This window comes from Rhizobium sp. ARZ01, from assembly GCF_014851675.1.
Classification (GTDB): Bacteria; Pseudomonadota; Alphaproteobacteria; order Rhizobiales; family Rhizobiaceae; genus Mycoplana.
Genome location: NZ_JACVAE010000003.1, coordinates 419306 through 441623 on the forward strand (window position 1 = coordinate 419306; position 22318 = coordinate 441623).

The 22318-nt window shown below is 61.9% G+C and carries 22 protein-coding genes; 16 read left to right on the top strand and 6 right to left on the bottom strand.

Annotation, left to right across the window (positions count from 1 at the left end; all coding sequences use genetic code 11):
* Positions 1–35 precede the first annotated feature (35 nt).
* The 4 genes from IB238_RS19290 to IB238_RS19305 all read left to right on the top strand — a co-directional run bounded on the left by IB238_RS19290 (position 36) and on the right by IB238_RS19305 (position 3317).
* On the top strand, positions 36–980 hold the full coding sequence (locus IB238_RS19290; protein WP_192250706.1) for a tripartite tricarboxylate transporter substrate binding protein: 945 nt from the start codon (positions 36–38) through the stop codon (positions 978–980).
* The gene (locus tag IB238_RS19295; protein WP_192250709.1) at positions 977–1468 is read left to right on the top strand and encodes a tripartite tricarboxylate transporter TctB family protein; all 492 of its coding nucleotides are present in this window, start codon (positions 977–979) and stop codon (positions 1466–1468) included. Before IB238_RS19290 ends, IB238_RS19295 begins: the two co-directional genes overlap by 4 nt.
* Positions 1469–1483: 15 nt before the next feature.
* Positions 1484–3001, top strand: a complete 1518-nt coding sequence (locus IB238_RS19300) for a tripartite tricarboxylate transporter permease (protein WP_192250712.1) — start codon at positions 1484–1486, stop codon at positions 2999–3001.
* Positions 3002–3155: 154 nt separating this feature from the next.
* A complete protein-coding gene (locus IB238_RS19305) occupies positions 3156–3317 on the top strand; it encodes a hypothetical protein (protein ID WP_192250715.1) in 162 nt (53 codons plus the stop codon).
* Between the two features lie 167 nt (positions 3318–3484).
* Here the strand turns inward: IB238_RS19305 and IB238_RS19310 are convergent, their stop codons facing one another.
* Positions 3485–4567: a DUF475 domain-containing protein gene (locus IB238_RS19310; RefSeq protein WP_192250717.1), complete on the bottom strand. Its 1083-nt coding sequence runs from the start codon at positions 4565–4567 to the stop codon at positions 3485–3487.
* A 392-nt stretch (positions 4568–4959) separates the two neighbouring features.
* Here IB238_RS19310 and IB238_RS19315 point away from each other — a divergent pair, with 392 nt between their 5' ends.
* The 11 genes from IB238_RS19315 (at position 4960) to ppa (ending at position 17309) form a co-directional block, all read left to right on the top strand.
* Positions 4960–7020: a M3 family metallopeptidase gene (locus tag IB238_RS19315; protein WP_192250720.1), complete on the top strand. Its 2061-nt coding sequence runs from the start codon at positions 4960–4962 to the stop codon at positions 7018–7020.
* Positions 7021–7156: 136 nt separating this feature from the next.
* The gene (locus tag IB238_RS19320; protein ID WP_192250723.1) at positions 7157–8716 is read left to right on the top strand and encodes an alkaline phosphatase D family protein; all 1560 of its coding nucleotides are present in this window, start codon (positions 7157–7159) and stop codon (positions 8714–8716) included.
* A 153-nt stretch (positions 8717–8869) separates the two neighbouring features.
* On the top strand, positions 8870–10696 hold the full coding sequence (typA, locus tag IB238_RS19325) for a translational GTPase TypA (protein WP_192250726.1): 1827 nt from the start codon (positions 8870–8872) through the stop codon (positions 10694–10696).
* Positions 10697–10917: 221 nt separating this feature from the next.
* Positions 10918–11424: a GNAT family N-acetyltransferase gene (locus IB238_RS19330; RefSeq protein WP_192250729.1), complete on the top strand. Its 507-nt coding sequence runs from the start codon at positions 10918–10920 to the stop codon at positions 11422–11424.
* A gap of 180 nt (positions 11425–11604) precedes the next feature.
* A complete protein-coding gene (locus IB238_RS19335) occupies positions 11605–11991 on the top strand; it encodes a cytochrome c family protein (RefSeq protein WP_192250732.1) in 387 nt (128 codons plus the stop codon).
* Positions 11992–12161: 170 nt separating this feature from the next.
* Entirely contained in the window at positions 12162–13001 is an 840-nt protein-coding gene (locus IB238_RS19340) for a cytochrome c oxidase subunit II (protein ID WP_192250734.1), read from the top strand.
* Positions 13002–13040: 39 nt separating this feature from the next.
* The gene (gene ctaD, locus IB238_RS19345) at positions 13041–14819 is read left to right on the top strand and encodes a cytochrome c oxidase subunit I (RefSeq protein WP_192250737.1); all 1779 of its coding nucleotides are present in this window, start codon (positions 13041–13043) and stop codon (positions 14817–14819) included.
* Complete coding sequence (locus IB238_RS19350) at positions 14816–15532, top strand: cytochrome c oxidase subunit 3 (RefSeq protein WP_192250740.1); 717 nt, start codon at positions 14816–14818, stop codon at positions 15530–15532. Before ctaD ends, IB238_RS19350 begins: the two co-directional genes overlap by 4 nt.
* Positions 15533–15596: 64 nt before the next feature.
* On the top strand, positions 15597–16265 hold the full coding sequence (locus IB238_RS19355) for a heme-copper oxidase subunit III family protein (protein WP_246723745.1): 669 nt from the start codon (positions 15597–15599) through the stop codon (positions 16263–16265).
* A 9-nt stretch (positions 16266–16274) separates the two neighbouring features.
* A complete protein-coding gene (locus IB238_RS19360; RefSeq protein WP_192250746.1) occupies positions 16275–16652 on the top strand; it encodes a cytochrome C oxidase subunit IV family protein in 378 nt (125 codons plus the stop codon).
* A gap of 123 nt (positions 16653–16775) precedes the next feature.
* The gene (gene ppa / locus IB238_RS19365) at positions 16776–17309 is read left to right on the top strand and encodes an inorganic diphosphatase (RefSeq protein WP_192250749.1); all 534 of its coding nucleotides are present in this window, start codon (positions 16776–16778) and stop codon (positions 17307–17309) included.
* Between the two features lie 36 nt (positions 17310–17345).
* Here ppa and IB238_RS19370 read toward each other — a convergent pair whose 3' ends face one another.
* Both IB238_RS19370 and IB238_RS19375 read right to left on the bottom strand, forming a co-directional pair.
* Entirely contained in the window at positions 17346–17642 is a 297-nt protein-coding gene (locus IB238_RS19370; protein WP_192250752.1) for a DUF167 domain-containing protein, read from the bottom strand.
* A gap of 6 nt (positions 17643–17648) precedes the next feature.
* Entirely contained in the window at positions 17649–17945 is a 297-nt protein-coding gene (locus IB238_RS19375; RefSeq protein ID WP_192250754.1) for a YggT family protein, read from the bottom strand.
* A 139-nt stretch (positions 17946–18084) separates the two neighbouring features.
* Here IB238_RS19375 and IB238_RS19380 point away from each other — a divergent pair, with 139 nt between their 5' ends.
* Complete coding sequence (locus tag IB238_RS19380) at positions 18085–19335, top strand: MFS transporter (protein WP_192250757.1); 1251 nt, start codon at positions 18085–18087, stop codon at positions 19333–19335.
* A gap of 16 nt (positions 19336–19351) precedes the next feature.
* Here IB238_RS19380 and IB238_RS19385 read toward each other — a convergent pair whose 3' ends face one another.
* From IB238_RS19385 to IB238_RS19395, 3 genes are all read right to left on the bottom strand, one after another.
* Positions 19352–20068, bottom strand: a complete 717-nt coding sequence (locus IB238_RS19385; protein WP_192250760.1) for a glutamine amidotransferase — start codon at positions 20066–20068, stop codon at positions 19352–19354.
* Positions 20069–20197: 129 nt separating this feature from the next.
* Positions 20198–20674, bottom strand: coding sequence for a TerB family tellurite resistance protein (locus IB238_RS19390; RefSeq protein WP_192250764.1), 477 nt, complete (start codon positions 20672–20674; stop codon positions 20198–20200).
* A 24-nt stretch (positions 20675–20698) separates the two neighbouring features.
* Entirely contained in the window at positions 20699–22318 is a 1620-nt protein-coding gene (locus IB238_RS19395; RefSeq protein WP_192250767.1) for a heme biosynthesis protein HemY, read from the bottom strand.

A 22318-nucleotide genomic window follows, 5' to 3' on the forward strand; every position in this document is an offset into this window, starting at 1 on the left:
CGGCCGAAGAAGGCGCGCCAGACGGAGGATCCGCCTTGAAACAGTTTTTCCTTGCTTCCATTCTCGCAGGCGCCATGGCGCTGCCCGCTTTTGCGGCCGACTACAAGATCATTGCCCCGGCCAATCCCGGCGGCGGCTGGGACCAGACCGCCCGCACGATACAGACGGTCATGCAGACGGAAGGCATTTCCGGCAATGTCCAGGTCGTCAACGTTCCCGGCGCCGGCGGCACCATCGGCCTTGCCCAGTTCGCCAGCCAGGACAAGGGCAATGCAAATTCGCTGATCGTCGGCGGCTACGTCATGGTCGGGGCGATCCTCACCAACAAGTCGCCGGTTACGCTCAAGGACGTCACGCCGATCGCGCGCCTGACCGGCGAGTATGAGGCGATCGTCGTTCCGGCGTCCTCGCCGTTCCAGACCTTCGGCGATCTCGTCGAAGCTCTCAAGAAGGATCCGGGTGCGGTCTCGTGGGCCGGCGGTTCGGCTGGCGGCACGGACCACATCGCCGTCGGCCTGGTCGCCAAGGCAGCCGGCGTCGACCCGAAGAAGATCAACTACATCGCCTATTCCGGCGGTGGCGAGGCGCTTGCCGCAATCCTCGGCGCCCAGGTCAGCGCTGGCATTTCCGGCTATGGCGAGTTCGAATCGCAGGTGAAGGCCGGTACCCTGCGCCTGCTGGCGGTCTCGAGCGACGCGCGCATCGAAGGCATCGATGCCCCGACGATCAAGGAAAGCGGCCTCGACGTCGTCGTGCAGAACTGGCGCATGATCGCCGCAGCGCCGGGCCTGACGGACGAGCAGAAGGCTGCCGTCTCTGCCGACATTGAAAAGCTCGTCAAGTCGGCCAGCTGGCAGGAGCAGCTGAAGACCAAGGGCTGGCAGGATACCTATCTTTCCGGCGCGGCCTTCGATGAACAGCTCGGTAAGGACGTCTCGGCCACCGAGGGCATCCTCAAGGAAATCGGACTGGTCGAATGACCAACGGGACCAAACCCGCAAAGGCAACGCGTCGCCCCGATGGGGCGGCGCTCGTCATCGCCATCGTACTGGCCGCCATCGCCGGTGTGATCTTCTGGGATGTGTCACGGCTTTCCGGTGCCGCCGGCTACTCGCAGGTCGGGCCGACGACGGTGCCCTATGCCATCGCCTACTGTCTGATCGGCCTCGCAATCTGGACGGCCATCGAAGCCTTTCGCAACGAATTTCCGGCGCGTGAGCGGCAGCAGTTCGGGCCGGTCGTCTGGATCGTTGGCGGACTGGTGGCACAGATGCTGCTTCTCAAGGTCGCCGGTTTCTCGGTCGCCACCGGACTGCTCTTCGCCATGACCGCAGCCGGATTCGGCAAGCGCAAGCTCTGGCTGACGATCCCAATCGGCATTGTGTTCGCCTTCGTCGTCTGGGTGATCTTCGCCAAGCTGCTGCAGCTCTCGCTGCCCACCGGGCCGCTTGAGCACCTGTTCTTCTGAGGGAACTGGTAGACCATGAACACGTTCGAATTTCTCATGCAGGGCCTGTTGGTTGCCGCCCAACCGATGAACCTGCTTTATGCGCTGATCGGCGTGACGCTCGGGACGGCCGTCGGCGTTCTGCCGGGCATTGGCCCGGCTTTGACCGTCGCGCTGCTTCTGCCCGTTACCTACAAGCTTGATCCGGCCGGCTCGCTGATCATGTTCGCCGGCATCTACTACGGCGGCATGTATGGCGGCTCGACCACGTCGATCCTGCTCAATACGCCGGGAGAAAGCTCCTCGATCGTGACTGCGCTCGAGGGCAACAAGATGGCCCGGGCGGGACGCGGAGGACCAGCGCTTGCGACGGCAGCAATCGGTTCCTTCGTTGCCGGCCTCATCGCCACGCTGGCGCTGGCCTTCGTTGCGCCGTTCATCGTCAAGATCGCGCTCGTCTTCGGCCCGCGTGAATATTTTGCGCTGATGGTACTCGCCTTTGTGACCGTATCCTCTGCCTTCGGCGACTCGACGCTGCGCGGGCTGACCTCGCTCTTTGTCGGCTTGACGCTGGCCATCGTCGGTATTGATCAGCTGAGCGGGCAGGCACGCCTTTCCTTCGGCATTCCGGATCTTCTCGACGGGATTGAAGTGACGACGCTTGCAGTGGCGATGTTTGCCATCGGCGAGTCGCTCTATATCGCCGCACAGGGCGAGAAGGGGCCGGACAAGGTCGAGGCCGTGAAGGGTTCGGTCTGGATGAGCGCTGCCGACTGGGCACGCTCCTGGAAGCCGTGGCTGCGCGGAACCGCGATCGGCTTTCCGATCGGCGCCATGCCGGCCGGAGGCGCGGAGATCGGCACGTTCCTCTCCTATGCTGCGGAAAAGCGCCTGACGAAGCATCCGGAAGAGTTCGGCAACGGTGCCATCGAGGGCGTCGCCGGACCGGAAGCGGCCAACAACGCATCCGCTGCCGGAACGCTGGTGCCGCTCCTCACGCTCGGCCTGCCGACGACAGCGACGGCGGCGATCATGCTTGCAGGGTTCCAGCAGTATGGCCTGCAGCCGGGCCCGCTGCTGTTTGCCACCAACCCGCAGCTCGTCTGGGGCCTGATCGCCAGCCTTTTGATCGCCAACCTGATGCTGTTGGTGCTGAACCTGCCGCTGATCGGGCTGTGGGTGAAGCTGCTGACGATCCCGAAGCCATGGCTTTATGCGGGCATCCTCTTGTTTGCCACGCTCGGCACCATCGGCGCCAATCCTTCGGTGTTCGAACTCGGCATGCTGCTCGCCTTCGGCCTGCTCGGCTACGTCATGCGGATGTTCGGCTATCCGATCGCACCAGTGGTCGTCGGCCTGATCCTCGGGCCGCTTGCGGAGCAGCAGCTGCGCCGGGCGCTGTCCATCAGTCAGGGCGACCTCACGACGCTCGTCGCCTCTCCGGTGGCGGTCGTGCTGCTTTTGATCGCGGCGGCAGCCTTGATCATACCGCTGGTCCTGCGGGCTCGCGGGCGCGGCGAGGTCCTGTCGCAGTTGGCGGCAAGCGAGGACTGAGCGAAGGCTCAAGCATGTCTGTTAAGTGTAGCACGCTGCGGTGAAAATCGCGGCGTGCTTCCCTTGCATGGCTGCCCTGTGATTCCGTTTCTTGTCCCAAGCGCTCATCGGTTACATCTTTGTTCTCGTAGAAGAGAGAAAAGAGAGCAAGACGATGAGCCAGTTTCGTGACGCCATCCGCCAGGGTTTCCTGGGGCGCGCCTTTGCGGTGCTTGGCGCTGCAGGTGCAGCCGCCGCCGCTGTCGAAGGCAACCGCCGTCCGAGAGACCGTGACCTGAGGACCCTTGGCATCGATCCGATGTCTTTCCCCAAGTAAGAACGCGGTAAGAAACCCAGGCTGACTTCAAGAGAAGCGGCCTGCATCCCGCGGGATGCGCAGTGCGGTGACAGCAGAATTCAGCAAGAAGGGCCCGACGATCTTGGATCGTCGGGCCCTTTTCGTATTGGAAAGAAAACGGCGGCGCCGGAGCGCCGCCGGATCGGTCAGACGTTCTCGACGGTCTGGCCGTGCGCTTCCGCCTGTTCCCGGCGATTGTAGCGGATCGAGGACCAGAGCGAGATGCCGATCAGGCCCGCACCGCCAAGGCCGGTAATGACCTCTGGGATATGTACGAGCGTCTGGCAGTACATAATCACCGACAGGATCAGGATGGCGTAGAAGGCGCCGTGCTCCAGGTAGCGGTATTCGGCGAGGGTGCCCTTGTCGACCAGCATGATCGTCATCGAGCGGACATACATGGCGCCGATGCCGAGGCCGATGGCGATGACGAAGAGGTTCTGCGTCAGTGCGAAGGCACCGATCACGCCGTCGAACGAGAAGCTGGCGTCGAGCACTTCAAGGTAGATGAAGGCGCCGAGACCACCCTTGGCGGCAGCGCTCATCGTCTGTTGCGAGGCGTCGAGCAACCCGCCGACGACTTCGACCGCAAGGAAGGTCAAGAGGCCATAGATCGCCGAATAGACGAAGGTATCGGCTTCCTCACCTTCGAGAAGAGTCGAGAACAGCAGGATCAGGATCAGCACGAAGGCAATCTCGATGCCCTTGATCGTCGCATACCGCGCCATGTGCTTCTCGATGAAGGCGATCCAGTGCACGTCCTTCTCCTGGTCGAAGAAGTAGGTCAAGCCGACCATCATCAGGAAGGTGCCGCCGAAGGCTGCGATCGGCAGGTGCGCCTCGTTCATGATGCGCGCATATTCGCCCGGCTGCTTCGCAGCGAGAACGATAGCCTCGATCGGTCCGATCTTGGCGGCAATGACCACGATCATGAGCGGAAAGACGATACGCATGCCGAAGACGGCGATCACGATGCCCCAGGTGAGGAACCGGTGCTGCCAGACCGGCGTCATGTCCTTCAGCTTGTTCGCATTGACGATGGCGTTGTCGAACGACAGCGAAATTTCGAGCACCGCAAGCACGGTACAGATGAAGAAGACGGTTGCCATTCCACCGATCGTGCCGGTGGACTGCCAACCAAGCCACGCACCCAACAGCAGGCCGAGGGCGGTGACGATAAAGGCCCATTTGAAATAACCGATCGCGGTTTGCGGCTGAGAGGGGGTCATGCCAGCACCTCTCTTTCGCACGTGATCGAATTGTCCAGGGCAAAGGGAAACGAATTGCGCGTGCCGAAAATGGCATGCGCGTCAGGCATGGTCAGGATTTTCATTTTTCTCTGATCCGCCGGCTCAATTGCTGGCGGTACCGACATCACGAGAGCGCCGTAAAACTCTCGCCAGAGGGGCCCGGCACCATAGTTCTTGTTGCGGCGGGATGTCCGGGGCCGCAACAGCTGTCGTTTTCCCTGAAGTTGTCCTGTTCGTCAAGAAATTTCACCGCTTGGGCGCGCACACGAGACGATTGGCCACAAGGGGGAAGAAGTGCAATGCGGTGTACACAAGCCGTCTGTCCCTTCCTATATTCGAGCAACGATGATTTGCCGCCACGAGGATTTTTCATGAGCGAACTTAAGACAATCCGCCCTGCTCTGATCGAATGGAGCGGGATCAACGGCCTGCCGCGCTTCGATCTCGTCTCCGACGATGCCTTTGCCGAAGCCTTTGATGCTGCGATCGTCCTGCATGAGGCGGAAATCGACGCCATTGCGGCCCATCCCGACAAGCCGACATTCGACAACACCGTTGTTGCCCTGGAGCTTGCCGGTGATGAGTTGTCGCGCATTTCGGCACTGTTCTGGAGCCGTGCGGGCGCCAATACCAATGAGACCATTCAGGCGCTGGAGCGCGAGATCGCCCCGAAGATGTCGCGGCACTATTCGAAGATCGGCAACAATGCCGAACTCTTTGGCCGCATCGACACACTGTGGGACGGGCGCGAGATGCTGGGGCTAACGGTCGAGCAGACCCGGGTGCTGGAACGCCACTGGAAGGGGTTCGTCAAATCCGGCGCGAAGCTGGCGAAACCGGAGCAGGAGCGCCTGTCGGCGATCAACGAGCGTCTGGCGGCGCTCGGCGCCAATTTCGGCCAGAACGTGCTGGCGGACGAAAAGGACTGGGCGCTGATGTTGTCCGATGCGGCGGATCTCGCCGGGCTTCCGGATTTCGTCAAGGATTCGATGGCGGCCGCGGCCCGCGAACGGGGCAAGGAGGGCAAGTTCGCCGTCACGCTCTCGCGCTCGATCATCGAGCCGTTCCTGACCTTTTCCAGCCGGCGTGCCCTGCGCGAGCAGGCGTTTCATGCCTGGGCGGCGCGCGGCATCAATGGCGGCGCGACCGACAACCGCGAAATTGTGCGCGAGACACTTGCGTTGCGTGCCGAGAAAGCGGGACTGCTCGGCTATGCGAACTACGCGGCGCTGAAGCTCGACAACACGATGGCCAAGACGCCTGCGGCCGTTAACGGGCTCCTGGAGCAGGTCTGGGAGAAGGCGGTGGCGCGCGCGGGCGAGGAAGAGGCGGATCTTGCCCGTCTGATCGCCGCGGAGGGCGGCAACCATCCGGTCCTGCCCTGGGACTGGCGCTACTATGCCGAAAAGCTGCGTGCGGAGAAGTTCGACTTTTCCGAAGCCGAGCTGAAGCCATATCTGCAGCTGGAAAAGATCATCGACGCCTGCTTCGACGTCGCCGGCCGACTATTCGGCATCCGTGCCGTGCCGATGGAAGGCGTGCCGGTCTATCACCCCGACGTGCGCGTCTTCGAGATCCGCGACCGCGACAACAAGCTCGTCGCCATGTTCCTCGGCGACTACTTCGCCCGCTCCTCGAAGCGCTCCGGCGCCTGGATGAGCGCCTATCAGAGCCAGCACAAGTTGCCTCTCAAGGATGGCTCGACCGGCGAGATCCCGATCATCTACAATGTCTGCAACTTCGCCAAGCCGGCGGAGGGCAAGCCGGCGCTGCTGTCGCTCGACGATGCCCGTACGCTTTTCCACGAGTTCGGTCATGCGCTGCACGGCATGCTGTCGGATGTGACCTATCCGTCCGTATCGGGCACGAGCGTTTCCCGCGATTTCGTCGAACTGCCCTCGCAGCTCTACGAACATTGGCTGACGGTACCGGAAATTCTCAAGGCGTACGCTGTGCACTACGAGACCGGTGAGCCGATGCCGCAGGCGCTGCTCGACAAGGTCCTGGCGGCGCGGACCTTCAATGCTGGTTTCAACACCGTCGAGTTCACCTCCTCGGCACTGGTGGACATGGCGTACCATACGCAAGGCGCACTCGAGGACCCGATCGCGCTCCAGGCCGAGGTACTGGAGAAAATCGGTATGCCGGCCTCGATCGTGATGCGACACGCCACCCCGCATTTCCAGCACGTCTTTTCGGGCGACGGTTACTCGGCCGGTTACTATTCCTACATGTGGTCGGAAGTGCTTGATGCCGATGCGTTTGCCGCTTTTACCGAGACTGGCAATGCCTTCGATCCCGGCATGGCTTCGCAGCTGAAGGCGAACATCTATTCCGTCGGCGGCGCGATCGACCCGGAGGACGCCTACAAGGCGTTCCGGGGCAAGCTTCCGAGCATCGACGCCATGCTGGAGAAGAAAGGTCTGGCCTAGGCGCTGGCCACTTGTCATCAGCCGTTCATTGAACTGTTGCTGTGGCGTCACCGTTCCGTAATGCCGCTGACACCAGACGTTCCGATGGTCGGCCAAGCGAATTGATCACCGATTCGCGCGGCTCGACGGGGAGTGCATGGCGAACATTGCGGATGTCCTGACAAGACGCTCCTTTCTCGTGACGGCGGGCGCCGCGGGCCTTGCGGCGTCTTCTGCGCTCGCGGTTCCCCACTATGCCCGCCGTCATGGGCGACCGGTTTTCACCCACGGGGTGCAATCCGGCGACGTCGATACGTCTTCGGGAATGATCTGGGCGCGGGTCGACCGTCCGGCGGAAGTCATGGTCGAGTATTCCACGACGGAGAGCTTCACCAACCCGTTGCGCGGCCCACGTTTGAAGGCGGGCCGGGAGACGGATTTCGCCGTCAAGCACCTGGTCAATGACCTGCTGCCCGATCAGGACATCTTTTATCGACTGACTGCGTCGGATCCCTATTCCTCGCATCTCGTTTCCGCCCCGATCGTCGGTCGGTTCCGAACGGCGCCGTTGCGCCGGCGCTCCGTCCGCTTCGCCTGGTCCGGCGATACGGCCGGGCAGGGTTGGGGCATCGATGAAATCGGCATGAAGACCTACTCGACCATGCTGCGACACGAGCCGGACTTTCTCATCCACTCCGGTGACACGATCTACGCGGACGGGCCGATACCAGATGAGATCCCGCTGCGGGACGGGACGGTCTGGAAGAACAGAGTTGTCACGGACGAGAAACGTCAGGTCGCGCGGACGCTCGACGAGTACCGTGGCCAGTGGAAGTACAACATGCTCGACCGGCATGTGTTGAACTTCAATGCGCAGGTGCCGACGTTCTTCCAGTGGGATGACCACGAGGTATTGAACAATTGGTCGCCGTCGACCGACTTGCGCGATGACCCGCGCTATCCAGAGAAAGACGTCGCCGTCTATGCCGAGCGCGCCATGCGCGCATTCCAGCAGATGACGCCGATCCGCTATGTTGCGACCGAGCCCGGCCGTATCTTCCGCAAGATCGCCTACGGGCCGCTACTCGATACCTTTTTCGTCGACCTGCGCTCCTATCGCTCTCCGAACCGGGGTACAGACAACGGCATGTTCGGCTGGCGCCAGGCGGACTGGCTGCGCCGGGAACTGCTCGCCTCGAAGGCCACCTGGAAGGTGATCGCCTGCGACATGCCGCTCGGTGTGGTCATCTGGGACGACTATGGCAAGAAGCTCGGCTATGAAGGCGTGGCGGACGGGCTGAATGGACCGCCCGCGGCGAGGGAACGCGAGATCGCCGACCTGCTCACCTTCCTGCGTGACAATGCCATCCGCAACGTCGTCTGGCTGACGGCCGACGTGCACTATACAGCCGCTCACCACTATGATCCGGCGCGGGCCAAGTTCAAGGAATTCGAGCCATTCTGGGAGTTCGTTTCGGGTCCGCTCCATTCAGGGACCTACGGGCCGCACCCGCTGGACATGACATTCGGTCCGGAAGTCCGGTTCATGAAGGCATCGGGTGGTGGCGCCGACAGCAATCTGCCGCCGTCTGCTGGCCTGCAGTTCTTCGGACTGGTTGATATCCATGGGGCGAGCGAGCAGATGACCGTGCGTCTCATGGACCGCGAGGATCGGGAGCTCTGGAGCGTCACGCTTGATCCCGTGGTGACATCGTGAGGGAAGCGACTGGCAGTATATCTCGTAATATCGTGCTATTGATAAAGTCGAGTTTCCGCCTGCCCCTTTCGCATTTGCGGAAAACCATGTAAGAGCGCGCCATTGAAGATGGCGCCGCCTATGCCGTGCGCGCCCAAAACCCAGAGATCAAACATGTCTATTCGTAATATCGCGATCATCGCGCACGTCGACCATGGCAAAACCACGCTTGTCGACGAACTCCTGAAACAGTCCGGTGCTTTTCGCGAAAACCAGCGTGTCGCCGAACGCGTCATGGACTCGGGCGACATCGAAAAGGAACGCGGCATCACCATTCTGGCCAAGGCCACCTCGGTCGAGTGGAAGGGTCACCGCATCAACATCGTCGACACGCCCGGCCACGCCGATTTCGGTGGCGAAGTGGAGCGCATCCTGTCGATGGTGGACGGCGCGATCGTTCTCGTCGATTCCTCCGAAGGTCCGATGCCGCAGACCAAGTTCGTCGTCGGCAAGGCTCTCAAGGTCGGTCTGAAGCCGATCGTCGCCATCAACAAGATCGACCGTCCGGACGGCCGCCACGAAGAAGTGCTGAATGAGGTGTTTGACCTCTTCGCCAACCTCGACGCCACCGACGAGCAGCTCGACTTCCCGATCCTCTACGGCTCGGGCCGCAACGGCTGGATGAACCTCAACCCGGAAGGCCCGCAGGACCAGGGCATGGCGCCGCTGCTCGACCTCGTGCTCAAGCACGTACCGGAACCGAAGGTCGCAGAAGGTCCGTTCCGCATGATCGGCACGATCCTCGAAGCCAACCCCTTCCTTGGCCGCATCATCACCGGCCGCGTCCATTCCGGCTCGGTCAAGCCGAACCAGGCGGTCAAAGTGCTCGGCCAGGACGGCCGGCTGATTGAGACCGGCCGCGTATCCAAGATCCTCGCCTTCCGCGGCATTGAGCGCCAGCCGATCGAGGAAGCGCAAGCCGGTGACATCGTCGCGATTGCCGGCCTGACGAAGGGCACGGTTGCCGATACCTTCTGCGACCCGTCCGTCACCGAGGCGCTGACGGCCCAGCCGATCGACCCGCCGACCGTCACCATGTCCTTCATCGTCAACGACAGCCCGCTTGCCGGCACCGAGGGCGACAAGGTCACGAGCCGCGTCATCCGCGACCGCCTCTTCAAAGAAGCCGAAGGCAACGTGGCGCTGAAGATCGAGGAATCCGGCGACAAGGATTCCTTCTTCGTCTCCGGTCGCGGCGAGTTGCAGCTTGCCGTGCTGATTGAAACCATGCGCCGCGAAGGCTTCGAGCTTGCCGTCTCGCGTCCGCGCGTCGTGATGCACAAGGATGAGAATGGCCAGCCGCTTGAGCCGATCGAAGAAGTCGTCATCGACGTCGACGAGGAGCATTCCGGCGTCGTCGTCCAGAAGATGTCCGAGCGCAAGGGTGAGATGGTCGAACTGCGCCCGTCGGGCGGCAATCGCGTTCGCCTCGTCTTCTTCGCGCCCACGCGCGGCCTGATCGGCTATCAGTCGGAGCTTCTGACGGATACGCGCGGCACGGCGATCATGAACCGCCTGTTCCACGACTACCAGCCGTTCAAGGGCGAGATCGGCGGCCGCGTCAACGGCGTCCTGCTGTCAAACGAATCGGGCGAGGCCGTGGCCTATGCACTCTTCAACCTCGAAGACCGTGGCCCGATGGTCATCGATGCGGGTGAAAAGGTCTATGCCGGTATGATCGTCGGCATTCACACGCGCGACAACGACCTCGAAGTGAATGTTCTGAAGGGCAAGAAGCTCACCAACATCCGCGCCGCCGGCAAGGATGAAGCCGTTCGTCTGACGCCGCCAATCAAGATGACGCTGGAGCGCGCGCTGTCCTGGATCCAGGATGACGAATTGGTCGAGGTGACGCCGAAGTCGATCCGCCTTCGCAAGCTCTATCTCGACTCCAACGACCGCAAGCGCTTCGAAAAGCAGCGCTCGGCGGGTGCGGCCTGATTCGCGCCCAAAGTACGGGCAGGCATCCCCAAATCGTCTAAGGACCCCGGCAGAAATGCCGGGGTTTTTTCATGTGTGTGCCGATGCGATACGCCTTGTGACCAATCTTAAAAAAGCGTTAACTTTGCGGGAAGCCGCAGATGAAACTTGTCTGTGGGCAAGGGGAAACCGGTGAGGTGCCGGGATTCCGGCGGAGTCGGTACAGGCTTAGAGTCATTTCGATGAAAACACTATCAATCGATGTGCGGCGTGCGGAGCCGCAGGATGCGCGGGCGATCTCCGAAACCCACCGGGCCGCCTGGCTGCAGACCTATGGCGGGCTCATCCCACACAAGCCATTGATGCAGATGGTGCAACGCCGCGACGAGAGCTGGTGGCGCAAGGCCACGCGCGGTCCGGCGACCTTGCTCGTTCTCGACGTGGCAGGCGTCATTGCCGGCTACGCCACATTGGGTCTGAACAGGGCCCGGGCGCTGCCCCAGGACGGTGAGATCTACGAGATCTATTTGCGCCCGGAGTATCAGGGGATTGGGCTTGGGCGCATGCTGTTCGGCGAGAGCCGGCGCTTGCTGAAGTCGCTCGGCTGCAACGGCGTCGTGGTCTGGTGTCTCGAGGACAGCGAACTGGCGGAACGGTTCTTCCGTTCAGCCGGTGGCCTCGACATCGCCGAGGGCCTGGAAGACTTCGGCGGCAAGGAGCTTAAGAAGATCGGCTTCATCTTCCGCTAACCCTAACCACCGCCTGCCCTATCCTTCCGGCGTAGATTGACTTCTTGCAATGTAGGCATACCATTTTCTGATCGCGCAAGCTGTGCGTGTTCAACGACAGCGGGAAGCGTGATCCGGAACGGCCGACCGTATTCTGGACGTTCACATCGACTTGGAAACCTTGTGGAGGTGAGGATTGCCATGCGATTCTATCGTTGCCTCGTCGCGGTTTCCTTTGCTTGCCTCTTAGCAGGTGTCGCCGTCGCTCAGGAAGGCGATGCCTCGGCCGGGGGGACCGTTTTCAAGAAATGCGCGATCTGCCACGTGGCAGACACGGATACAAACAAGGTCGGGCCCTCGCTGCATGGCGTATTCGGCCGAACGGCGGGAACGCACCCGGACTTCAAGTATTCGACCGCGATGGTGGATGCCGGCAAGGGCGGTCTGGTCTGGGACGCCACGACGTTGCGCGACTATCTGCACAATCCGAAAGCCAAGGTGAAGGGCACCAAGATGGTGTTCCCCGGGCTGAAGGATGACGCCGACATCTCCAATCTGCTGGCGTACCTCAAGCAATATTCACCGTAATGATGCGTCTTCGGGTGACCGGATCCCGCGCCCGCCAACAGAAGCGCGGAGGAATCGCGGACAATGTCGTACTGTATTTGCTTGTCTTTTTCGTTCATGAGATAATTATGAATTAGAATTGCGGATTGCAGGTTCATGCCCACGGCCGATCACGGCGGGAGGGACGGGAAATGGCAGTCGTGCTGGTGCTGGTTGCTATTGCGGTGGGATCGGTCCTGTTCCACCTGTTCAGTCCATGGTGGTGGACGCCGATCGCCTCGAACTGGGGCTATATCGACAGCACCCTCATCATCACCTTCTGGATCACCGGCGTCGTATTCGTCGCCGTCGTCCTGTTCATCGCCTACTGTGTCTGGCGCTTCCGGTATCAGCCGGGCAGGCGCGCGGCCTACGAACCGGAGAACCGCCGGCTGGAAAGCGGCCTTGCGATCGGCACCGGGCTTGGGGTTTTCGCCATGCTGGCACCGGGCCTGTTTGTCTGGCACCAGTTCGTCACCGTGCCCCAGGGTGCGTCAGAGATCGAGGTCGTGGGCCAACAGTGGCTCTGGAGCTTCCGGTTGCCCGGCGCGGACGGTAAGCTCGGACGGGCCGACACGCGGGATGTCGCGTCGGACAATTCGCTCGGCATCGACAAGGCCGATGCGAGCGCGCTGGACGACGTCGTCATCGAAGGTGGAGAGTTACACCTGCTGGAGGGCAAGCCGGTGAAGGTGCTGCTGCGCTCGATCGACGTATTGCACGATTTCTACGTGCCCGAATTCCGCGCGAAAATGGACATGATACCCGGCACGGTGACCTATTTCTGGCTGACACCGACCAGAACGGGCACGTTCGATATTCTCTGTGCCGAGCTTTGCGGTGTCGGACATCCGCAGATGCGCGGCACCGTCGTCGTCGACAGCGAAGCTGACTACCAGGCGTGGCTCGCCGAGCAGCCTACATTCTCACAGTTGCAAGCGTCCGTGCAGCCCGCGGGCGCGGTGATGGCGGAGGTGCCCGCCGCAAAATAGCAGACAGGATCCGAGAGGGATCCGACGGGAGGAGCGACGATGGTTGAAGTCAGCCCGGGCGCAGGCGACGTTGTCCCGCCGGCCGTGGTGGAGGACGTGGAACTGTACCATCCCCACAGCTGGTGGACGCGCTACGTCTTCAGCCAGGATGCGAAAGTCATCGCCATCCAGTACGCGTCGACGGCGCTTGCGATCGGTCTGGTCGCGCTCGTGCTCTCCTGGCTGATGCGCATCCAGCTCGCCTTTCCCGGCGCACTGCCGTTCATTGACGCCGAGCGTTACTACCAGTTCATCACCATGCACGGGATGATCATGGTGATCTACCTGCTCACGGCGCTGTTTCTCGGAGGCTTCGGCAACTATCTGATCCCGCTGATGGTCGGCGCACGGGATATGGTGTTTCCTTACGCCAACATGCTGAGCTACTGGATCTATCTGGTGGCGGTACTGGTGCTGGTCGCGAGCTTCTTTGCACCGGGCGGACCGACGGGGGCGGGATGGACGCTCTATCCGCCGCAGGCGATCCTCTCCAATACACCGGGCGGACAGGACTGGGGCATCATCCTGATGCTGGTCTCGCTGATCATCTTCATTATCGGCTTCACCATGGGCGGGTTGAACTACGTCGTTACCGTGCTGCAGGGGCGCACGCGGGGCATGACGCTGATGCGCCTGCCGCTCACGGTCTGGGGCATCTTCACCGCCACCGTCATGGCGCTGCTCGCCTTCCCCGCGTTGTTCGTCGCCTGCGTGATGATGCTGTTTGACCGACTGCTCGGCACGAGCTTCTTCATGCCGGCAATCGTCGAGATGGGCGAACAACTGAAGCACGGCGGCGGCAGCCCCATTCTGTTCCAGCATCTCTTCTGGTTCTTCGGCCATCCGGAGGTTTACATCGTGGCGCTTCCCGCCTTCGGTATTGTCTCCGACTTGATCAGCACGCATGCCCGCAAGAACATCTTCGGCTACCGGATGATGGTCTGGGCGATTGTGATCATCGGTGCGCTCTCTTTCGTCGTCTGGGCGCATCATATGTATGTCAGCGGCATGAACCCCTATTTCGGCTTCTTCTTCGCCACCACGACGCTGATCATCGCCGTGCCGACGGCCATCAAGGTCTACAACTGGGTACTGACGCTCTGGCGCGGCAATATCCATCTGACCCTGCCTATGCTCTTTGCGCTCGCCTTCATCGTCACCTTCGTCAACGGGGGCCTCACCGGTCTCTTCCTTGGCAATGTCGTTGTCGACGTGCCGCTTTCGGATACGATGTTTGTTGTCGCGCACTTCCATATGGTCATGGGGGTCGCGCCGATCCTCGTGATCTTCGGTGCGATCTACCACTGGTATCCGAAAATAACAGGGCGCATGCTCAACGAGGGAATGGGGCAGCTCCATTTCTGGATCACCTTCGTCGGCGCATATCTGATCTTCTTTCCCATGCACTATGTTGGCCTCGTCGGCGTTCCGCGCCGCTACTACGAAATCGGCGAGACGAGCTTTGTACCCCCCTCCGTGCACGACCTGAACGTTTTCATCACGATCGTGGCGTTGGTCGTCGGCGCAGCGCAGATGGTGTTCCTGTTCAACCTCGTCTGGAGCCTTCGCCACGGGCGGGACGCAGGCGGAAATCCATGGCGGGCGACGACGCTCGAATGGCAGACGCCGCAGACGCCGCCACCACACGGCAACTGGGGCAAGGAACTGCCGATCGTCTATCGCTGGGCCTATGACTATAGCGTCCCCGGCGCGCCGGAAGACTTCATCCCGCAGAACCAGCCGGGAACCTTCGGCGTCACGCGGGAGGGCGCCGTATGAACGCCATGCTCCTCTTCCTCGCCGGCATCGCAGCGATTGCCATGTGGTGGCTGGCCCGCCATGGTATTATGTCGAAGCCTTGGCTGGAGGTGGGGCATGCCACCGGCGTGCCCGGCGGGTCCCAGCGGGAGGAGCCGAAGACGCCAGCTGAGAAAGTCGGTCTCGGCGTCTTTCTTGTGGTGGTTGGCTCGCTCTTCACGCTCTTCATCAGTGCCTATCTGATGCGCGTGGACACACCTGACTGGTGGGGGCTCGCGCTTCCCCGGCTGCTGTATGTCAACACCGCCATCCTCTTTGTCAGCAGTCTTTGTCTGCATTGGGCGAAGCTCGAGGCGGTCCGCGTGCGGCGAGAGGGGCTGAAGACGGCGTTGCTTGCGGCCTTTGCGACCGCGCTTGCCTTCGTTGCCGGACAAGTCCTCGCCTGGCGGCAATTGGTGGTAGCCGGATACACACTCACCGACGACGCGGCCGCCAGCTTCTTCTATGTCATTACCGGACTGCACGGCCTGCATATTCTTGGCGGAATGGTAGCCCTTGTTCGCACCGCGCGCCTGGCCTGGAGCGAAGGTCCGATGTCGGGGCGCCTGCGTCTCGACGTGGAACTCTGTGCCATCTACTGGCATTTTATGCTGGCCGTCTGGCTTGTTCTGCTTGCCCTCTTCGCCGGTTGGGCCAGCAATTTCGTCGATCTTTGCCGGCAATTGCTTACATAGGGAGAGCGCCATGGCGCAGACCGTGCAGCCACATTCGTCACACTCGCCCCCGTCCCTCGGCGGCATGCGCGGTTTCGTGTCCGACTGGGCCTCCGACCAGCAGACGTTCAAGAACGTCTCCTGGGGCAAGGCCATGATGTGGATCTTCCTGCTCAGCGACACCTTCATCTTCGGCTGCTTCCTGCTCGCCTACATGACCGCGCGCATGTCGACGGTCGTGCCCTGGCCCAATCCCAGCGAGGTTTTCGCGCTGACGATCGGCGGACACGAGATTCCGCTGATCCTGATTGCCATCATGACCTTCGTTCTGATCACGAGCAGTGGCACCATGGCCATGGCTGTCAATTTCGGCTACCGGCGCAATCGCCGCATGACGGCTCTTTTGATGGTCTTGACGGCCATTCTCGGCGCCACTTTCGTCGGCATGCAGGCCTTCGAGTGGACCAAGCTGATCCACGAAGGCGTGCGGCCGTGGGGAAATCCATGGGGTGCTGCGCAATTCGGCTCCTCCTTCTTCATGATCACCGGCTTCCACGGAACCCACGTCACGATCGGCGTGATCTTCCTCCTGATCATCGCGCGAAAGGTCTGGCGCGGCGATTTTGACACGGAAAGGCGCGGCTTCTTCACGAGCCGCAAGGGCCGCTACGAGATTGTCGAGATCACGGGCCTCTACTGGCACTTTGTTGATCTGGTCTGGGTGTTCATCTTCGCATTCTTCTATTTGTGGTGAGGCAGCGTCATGGCACAGGCAACCGCCGACACTTCAACACATGCCGCAATCCCGGCAGCCGTGCATGCCGAGCACCAGCAACACCCGATCAAGCTTTACCTGCTCGTGTGGGGGCTGCTGTTTGTTTTGAGCCTCTGCTCCTACATGGTCGACTACTTCGGCCTGCAGGGTTACCTGCGCTGGTCGCTGATCCTCATCTTCATGATGCTGAAAGCCGGCCTGATCGTCGCCGTCTTCATGCATATGGCGTGGGAGCGCCTTGCGCTGATCTACGCTATTCTTCTGCCGCCGCTGCTGGTGCTGGTGTTCGTCGGGCTGATGGTGTCCGAAGCGGACCATACGCTATTGACCCGCATAACCTTCTTCGGGACGGCGCCCGGCAACTGAAGGACGGCCATCAGGGGCTAAGCCTGCAACCCGGGCAACGCATGCCCCTACCAATGGCATGTTGCGTTGCAGCGGCTTTCGTTTTACGAAGCCCGCGAAATCCACTGCATACACGGAGCCCCCATGCGCATTGATGCTATCTCCATTGGCAAGAACCCGCCGGAAGACGTGAACGTCATCGTCGAGGTTCCCGTCGGCGGTCACCCGATCAAGTACGAGATGGACAAGGAAGCCGGTGCGCTGATCGTCGACCGCTTCCTCTATACGCCGATGACCTATCCGGGCAATTACGGCTTCGTGCCGCATACGCTGTCCGAAGACGGCGACCCGATCGACGTGCTGATCGCCAACACCCGTCCCCTCGTTCCGGGCTGCGTCATCAATGTTCGCCCGATCGGCGTCATGGTCATGGAAGACGACGGCGGCAAGGACGAGAAGATCCTCGCCGTGCCGGTGCCGAAGCTGACGCGTCGCTATGATAAGGTCGAGAACTACACGGACCTGCCGGAAATCACGCTGAAGCAGATCGAGCACTTCTTCGAGCACTACAAGGATCTTGAGCCCGGCAAGTGGGTGAAGATCGCCGGTTGGCAGGACGTAAACGTCGCCAAGAAGCTGATCGTAGAGGCGATCGAGCGGTACAAGGCAGAGAAGTAGGCCGTCTCGCGGAGCATTCCGCAGCTTGCTGCCCGCTCAGAGTCCGAGCTTTCTCACAATCTCCTCCGGGTCGCCCTCGATCCGGAGGATTTTCTTTCTCTGGGTGTCGCCGCTCAGAAGCGATACGGCGGATTTCGGCACGCCTGCCGCCTTGGCGATGAGCGCAGTCAATGCCTTGTTCGCCTGGCCCTTCTCGGGCACGGCGCGAATGCGCACTTTCAGGTGGCGCTCGCCGTTCGCATCTGCCTCTATGCCGTCGATCGCGTCGCGCCCGCCACTCGGTGTCAGTCGCACCGTCAAGCGCACATGATCCTCATGCCGACGATAGGGCACGCAGCGTCAGAGACCGAGGAGGGCAGGGGCGAGAACGCTCCGGATAATCTGCTCAAGGAAGAAAAGGATGACCAGAACGACGATCGGCGACAGATCGACCCCGCCGAAGTCCGGAAGAAAACGGCGGATCGGGCGGTAGAGAGGTTCCGTCAGATTGTAGAGCGCGCGGCCGATCGAGGCGATCACCTGGTTATTGGTGTTGATCACGTTGAACGCATAGAGCCAGGAAAAGATGGCCGATGCGATGATGATGAACCACGCGATGCTGATGATGAACAGCAGGGTGTTGATGATCGCGATCATGATTTTCTCGTTGTCTCCGGTTGCTTGCGCCCACATGTAGCCATTGCCCGGCCTGCCAGCAAGTGCGCTCTATCGCTGCAACCAGAAACATGTTTAATGCGCGGCGCCCGCCTCCCGCTCGATCGAAAGCTCCAAGCGCATGTCCGCACCCACCGAGGGTCATCGGTTCGCCGCCTTCCGGCATTCTTCCTACGCCCGGTTCTTCCTGTCCCGCTTCCTGGCCTCGTTTGCCACGCAGATCGTCAGCGTCGCTGTCGGCTGGCAAATCTATGACATCACGCGCGATCCATTTTCGCTCGGCCTGATTGGTCTCGTGCAATTCCTGCCGTCGCTGCTGTTGATCCTCGTCACGGGATCGGTGGCCGACCGCTACAATCGCCGGATAATCATGGCGGTCTGCTTGGTCATTGGCACGCTCTGCGCCGCGGCGCTCCTTGTCCTGACCATGACAGGGCAGTTTTCGCCCATTCCAGTCTTTGCCGTCCTTATCGTCTTTGGTATCGAGCGCGCCTTTTTTTCACCGGCCTCGCAGTCGCTGGCGCCCAATCTGGTGCCGGTGAAAGATCTGTCGAACGCGATCGCCTGGAACTCGACGTCGTGGCAGACGGCAATGATCGTCGGTCCCGTTGCGGGCGGCCTGCTATACGGCTTCGGACCGATCGTACCCTATGCTGTGAGCGTGCTGTTCTTCCTGATTGCGGCGTTGGTTGTCTTTTCGATCCCCAAGCCGCCGCAGCACTCGACCGGCGCCGCGAAGAGTTGGGCGAGCATCGTCGCCGGCTTCGGCTACATCAGGGCCGAAAAGGTGGTGCTCGGTGCCATCTCGCTCGATCTGTTCGCCGTACTGCTGGGCGGCGCGGTCGCTCTGATGCCGGTATTCGCCCGCGATATCCTCACGCTCGGCCCGTGGGGGCTCGGTCTGCTCCGCTCGGCACCGGGGTTCGGGGCGGTCGCGATGGCCATGTGGCTGGCGGCGAATCCGATCCGACATCGCGCCGGCGTTCTGATGTTTGTCGGGGTCGCCTTGTTCGGGCTTGGCACTATTGTCTTCGGTCTGTCGCAAACGGCATGGCTGTCCGTCCTTGCACTCGTCGTGATGGGGGCGGCCGACATGATCTCTGTCTACGTTCGAGAGACGCTGATCACGCTGTGGACGCCGGACGAACTGCGCGGCCGGGTGAATGCGGTCAACATGGTCTTCATTGGTGCGTCGAACGAACTCGGCGAATTTCGAGCCGGCACGATGGCTGCCGTGATAGGTGCGGTGCCCGCAGTCGTCTTCGGCGGCATCGGTACGCTTGCCGTTTCCATACTTTGGGCCCTCTGGTTTCCAAAGCTGCGCCGGATCGACTCGCTCGATGCGCCGAAGCGCGAGAACCTGCCTGCCTAGGCCCTGCTTGGCGCGCTCAGTTTTCGTGGAAGACCCGGTCCAGGAAACCCATCATCCACTGGCGCAGGGCGGCGTCGTGCAGCAGGCGACCATCGAGATGGGCGCGGCCGATTTGTGCGCCCGGCAGTTCGAAGCGATGCGCGCCGCGTACGACCCAGCGGTGCATCATCGCCAGTGTCAGTTCGCCGTGGAACTGAATTCCCCAGGCGTTGTCGCCGTAGCGAAAGGCCTGGTTTTCATAGTGCTCGCCCGTCGCTAGCAGCGTTGCACCGGCCGGAATCGCAAAGCCTTCGCGGTGGAACTGGTAGACCATCGACGGCCAGGCCATCAGTTCGCGTCCTTCCTCCGTCGGTCGCAGACCGTACCAGCCGATTTCGGTGAGCCCGTCGACGTGCGGCCCGACCTCGCCGCCAAGATGGCGCACGAGCATCTGCGCGCCTAGGCAGATGCCAAGAAACGGGCGGTTTTCCTGGAGCGGAACGGAGAGCCAGTCGATCTCCCGCTTGATGTAGTCGTGCTCGTCGTTTGCGCTCATCGGCCCGCCGAAGACGACGGCACCGGCATGGCCAACCAGCGATTTCGGGAGCGGTTCGTCCAACACCGGACGACGAATGTCGAGGCCGTAGCCCATTTGTTGCAGGATCTGGCCGACGCGGCCGGGGCTCGACGATTCCTGGTGCAAGACGATGAGGATCGGGCGTTTCGGTCCAGGCTTTCGTGGGGTCTGAAGCATCGTGTCGGCTATCCTGACGCACGGCCCTCCGGCTTTGCGGGACGGTCCCGCATCGTGCGTTGTGCAATCCAAGATGTCAGAGCCGTTCTTTCCTGTCCATCCGATTGCACGTTGGCGGATGCCGGCGGTTTAACCGTCGTCGTCGGTGCGCTCGCCGCCTTGCCGGCCGGCGACCTCCTGGCGCTTCATGATCCGCTCGCGCCCGGAAACGCCGAGCAGATCGGCAATGCGCCAGATCGCGTGATCCTCAAGTTCGCTGCGTTCGCCGTCTGCATAGACGATTTCCCATAGCAGGCCCACGAGGTCGACCTTCTGTTCATCGGAAAGCTGGCGCTTGAGTTCCGAGGTGAACTGGAAGAAATCGATGGCCTCGCTGGCGGCCGCCGTGCCCGCCTCCACCAGAGCATCGAGGTCGGCGTCATCCAGGCCGTAGAGTACGCGAAAGCGTTCCCGCAGCGTCGAGCGCTCTGCGTCCAGCACCTTGCCGTCCGACTCCATGACCTGAATGCACAGCGCCATGACGGCAAGGCGCGGATCGCCTGCGTCGAAGCTGCGCTTGTCGCCGCGTGAAAGGTTCGAAAGGAAACGCTGCAGCCGGTCGAACATGTTGTTCCTTACGTTCAGGTCTACTTAGAACAGGCGAAGGCCGCCATTGCTGCTGCTGCCGTCTCTGCTCGTCTCATTCTTCACGCCGGGATCGTCCGGAAGCCCGCCGAAGAACGGCCTTTCCTCCTTTTCCGGCGACACGGATGTGGTGCTGTCTGACGACGCAGAAGTCGTCGCTACCGTTTCTTTCTTCTCTGCAGATTTGAGATCGATCGCGGATGAACCGGCGGCCATTTGGGAACTGCCATCTGAAGGTGTCGGGCCGCGGCTGTCGGTGATCGCAACGGGAGGCAGCGTACGAATCGCCTCCTCTGCACTATTGACGGCACCTTCTTCGATTGGTCCCTGCCATTCGCTTACCGGAGTCTTCCATTGAAAGGCGTCCAGTTTGCCAGTCACCGGCGAGACCGGCAGCCACTCGGGCGAGGTGACGCCATCCGCCGTCCAGGCCGGATCGCGCGGTGCCTTCAGCGCCTGGTTCATCCAGTGACGAATACGGCCCTGGTCCCCGGTCTCCGCATCCTCGATGTCGGCCAGCAGCAGGAAGGCGCGTTCGCTGGGGGCGAGCCTGGCTGCAGCTTCGGCCTTGGTTCGGGCGAGGGAGAATTTGCGCGCATCGAGTGCCGCCTGGCCGACGGCGAAGAGCGTTTCGGCGTTGTTGGGACGGAGCGCCTCCAGCTTTTCGGCACGCTTCAGACGATCGATCGGGGAGTCGCCGATGCGGGCGTGGATGAAGAGCCGCGCCACATCCGGGTGCGGATCCGCTTTCCACAGGCGCTCGAGGACGTGCGCCGCCTTGCGCAGGTTGCCCTCGCGAAGATAGCCCTTCGCCGCGATCAGCCCCGCGGGGATGAAATTCTCGTCGATCTTCAGGGCGGCGAGCGCGTCGTCGCGGGCGCCTTTCGGATCCGTCTCGCTGTCCAATCTCGCTCGGGCGCGCGCCGTCATCAGGACAACTTTTCGGCGATCCGATTGCTTTTTCTCCTCCGCCGATGACGGCTTGTGCTGTTCAAGCAGGCGGAGCGCCTGGTCCCATTCACCGGTCTGGGCGCGTTCTTCCAGGACCGCATCGGCGGCCCATGGAAGCTGCGGTGCCTTCTCGGCGGCGCGTTCCGCATATTGCCGGGCGGCTTCGGTGGCGCCGAGGCGCCTTGCTTCGAGATAAAGCCCGCGCAGGCCCAGTTCGCGGGTTTCCGGATCGTCTGCCATCAGTTCGAACTTCCGGCGGGCATCATCGTGGCGACCCTCGATCAGGGCAGCCTGAGCCTCAAGCAGATGAACGAGCGGCTCCTGGTCGGAACTGATCAGTCCCTTGGTTCGCGCCAGCATCTTGCGGGCGCTCGCTGCATCGCCGGCGCCGGCGGCAATCAGGCCGGTGGAAAGTGCCTGGTAGCCGCGGTCGCGCTTGCGGGCACGGAAATGGCGCCGGATCGCGTGGGGCGAGGTCCAGATGGTGCGTGCAAGCCACCACAGAAACATGACCGCGGCCATCAGCGAGACTGAGATCGTCGCGGCGACCATCAGGCTCATGCCGATTTGCTGGCCTTGCCAGATGATGGACAACTCACCGGGTCGGTCGGCGAGCCAGGCAAAGCCGGCGCCGAGCGCAAGGACGAGGAGGACGAAACTGATCAGCCTTGTCAT

Bases quoted from the DNA above. Each gene is read 5' to 3' on its own strand.
- IB238_RS19295 (WP_192250709.1), top strand. From the start codon at position 977: ATGACCAACGGGACCAAACCCGCAAAGGCAACGCGTCGCCCCGATGGG.
- IB238_RS19300 (WP_192250712.1), top strand. From the start codon at position 1,484: ATGAACACGTTCGAATTTCTCATGCAGGGCCTGTTGGTTGCCGCCCAA.
- IB238_RS19305 (WP_192250715.1), top strand. From the start codon at position 3,156: ATGAGCCAGTTTCGTGACGCCATCCGCCAGGGTTTCCTGGGGCGCGCC.
- IB238_RS19310 (WP_192250717.1), bottom strand. From the start codon at position 4,567: ATGACCCCCTCTCAGCCGCAAACCGCGATCGGTTATTTCAAATGGGCC.
- IB238_RS19315 (WP_192250720.1), top strand. From the start codon at position 4,960: ATGAGCGAACTTAAGACAATCCGCCCTGCTCTGATCGAATGGAGCGGG.
- IB238_RS19320 (WP_192250723.1), top strand. From the start codon at position 7,157: ATGGCGAACATTGCGGATGTCCTGACAAGACGCTCCTTTCTCGTGACG.
- typA (WP_192250726.1), top strand. From the start codon at position 8,870: ATGTCTATTCGTAATATCGCGATCATCGCGCACGTCGACCATGGCAAA.
- IB238_RS19330 (WP_192250729.1), top strand. From the start codon at position 10,918: ATGAAAACACTATCAATCGATGTGCGGCGTGCGGAGCCGCAGGATGCG.
- IB238_RS19335 (WP_192250732.1), top strand. From the start codon at position 11,605: ATGCGATTCTATCGTTGCCTCGTCGCGGTTTCCTTTGCTTGCCTCTTA.
- IB238_RS19340 (WP_192250734.1), top strand. From the start codon at position 12,162: ATGGCAGTCGTGCTGGTGCTGGTTGCTATTGCGGTGGGATCGGTCCTG.
- ctaD (WP_192250737.1), top strand. From the start codon at position 13,041: ATGGTTGAAGTCAGCCCGGGCGCAGGCGACGTTGTCCCGCCGGCCGTG.
- IB238_RS19350 (WP_192250740.1), top strand. From the start codon at position 14,816: ATGAACGCCATGCTCCTCTTCCTCGCCGGCATCGCAGCGATTGCCATG.
- IB238_RS19355 (WP_246723745.1), top strand. From the start codon at position 15,597: ATGCGCGGTTTCGTGTCCGACTGGGCCTCCGACCAGCAGACGTTCAAG.
- IB238_RS19360 (WP_192250746.1), top strand. From the start codon at position 16,275: ATGGCACAGGCAACCGCCGACACTTCAACACATGCCGCAATCCCGGCA.
- ppa (WP_192250749.1), top strand. From the start codon at position 16,776: ATGCGCATTGATGCTATCTCCATTGGCAAGAACCCGCCGGAAGACGTG.
- IB238_RS19375 (WP_192250754.1), bottom strand. From the start codon at position 17,945: ATGATCGCGATCATCAACACCCTGCTGTTCATCATCAGCATCGCGTGG.
- IB238_RS19380 (WP_192250757.1), top strand. From the start codon at position 18,085: ATGTCCGCACCCACCGAGGGTCATCGGTTCGCCGCCTTCCGGCATTCT.
- IB238_RS19385 (WP_192250760.1), bottom strand. From the start codon at position 20,068: ATGCTTCAGACCCCACGAAAGCCTGGACCGAAACGCCCGATCCTCATC.
- IB238_RS19390 (WP_192250764.1), bottom strand. From the start codon at position 20,674: ATGTTCGACCGGCTGCAGCGTTTCCTTTCGAACCTTTCACGCGGCGAC.
- IB238_RS19395 (WP_192250767.1), bottom strand. From the start codon at position 22,318: ATGACAAGGCTGATCAGTTTCGTCCTCCTCGTCCTTGCGCTCGGCGCC.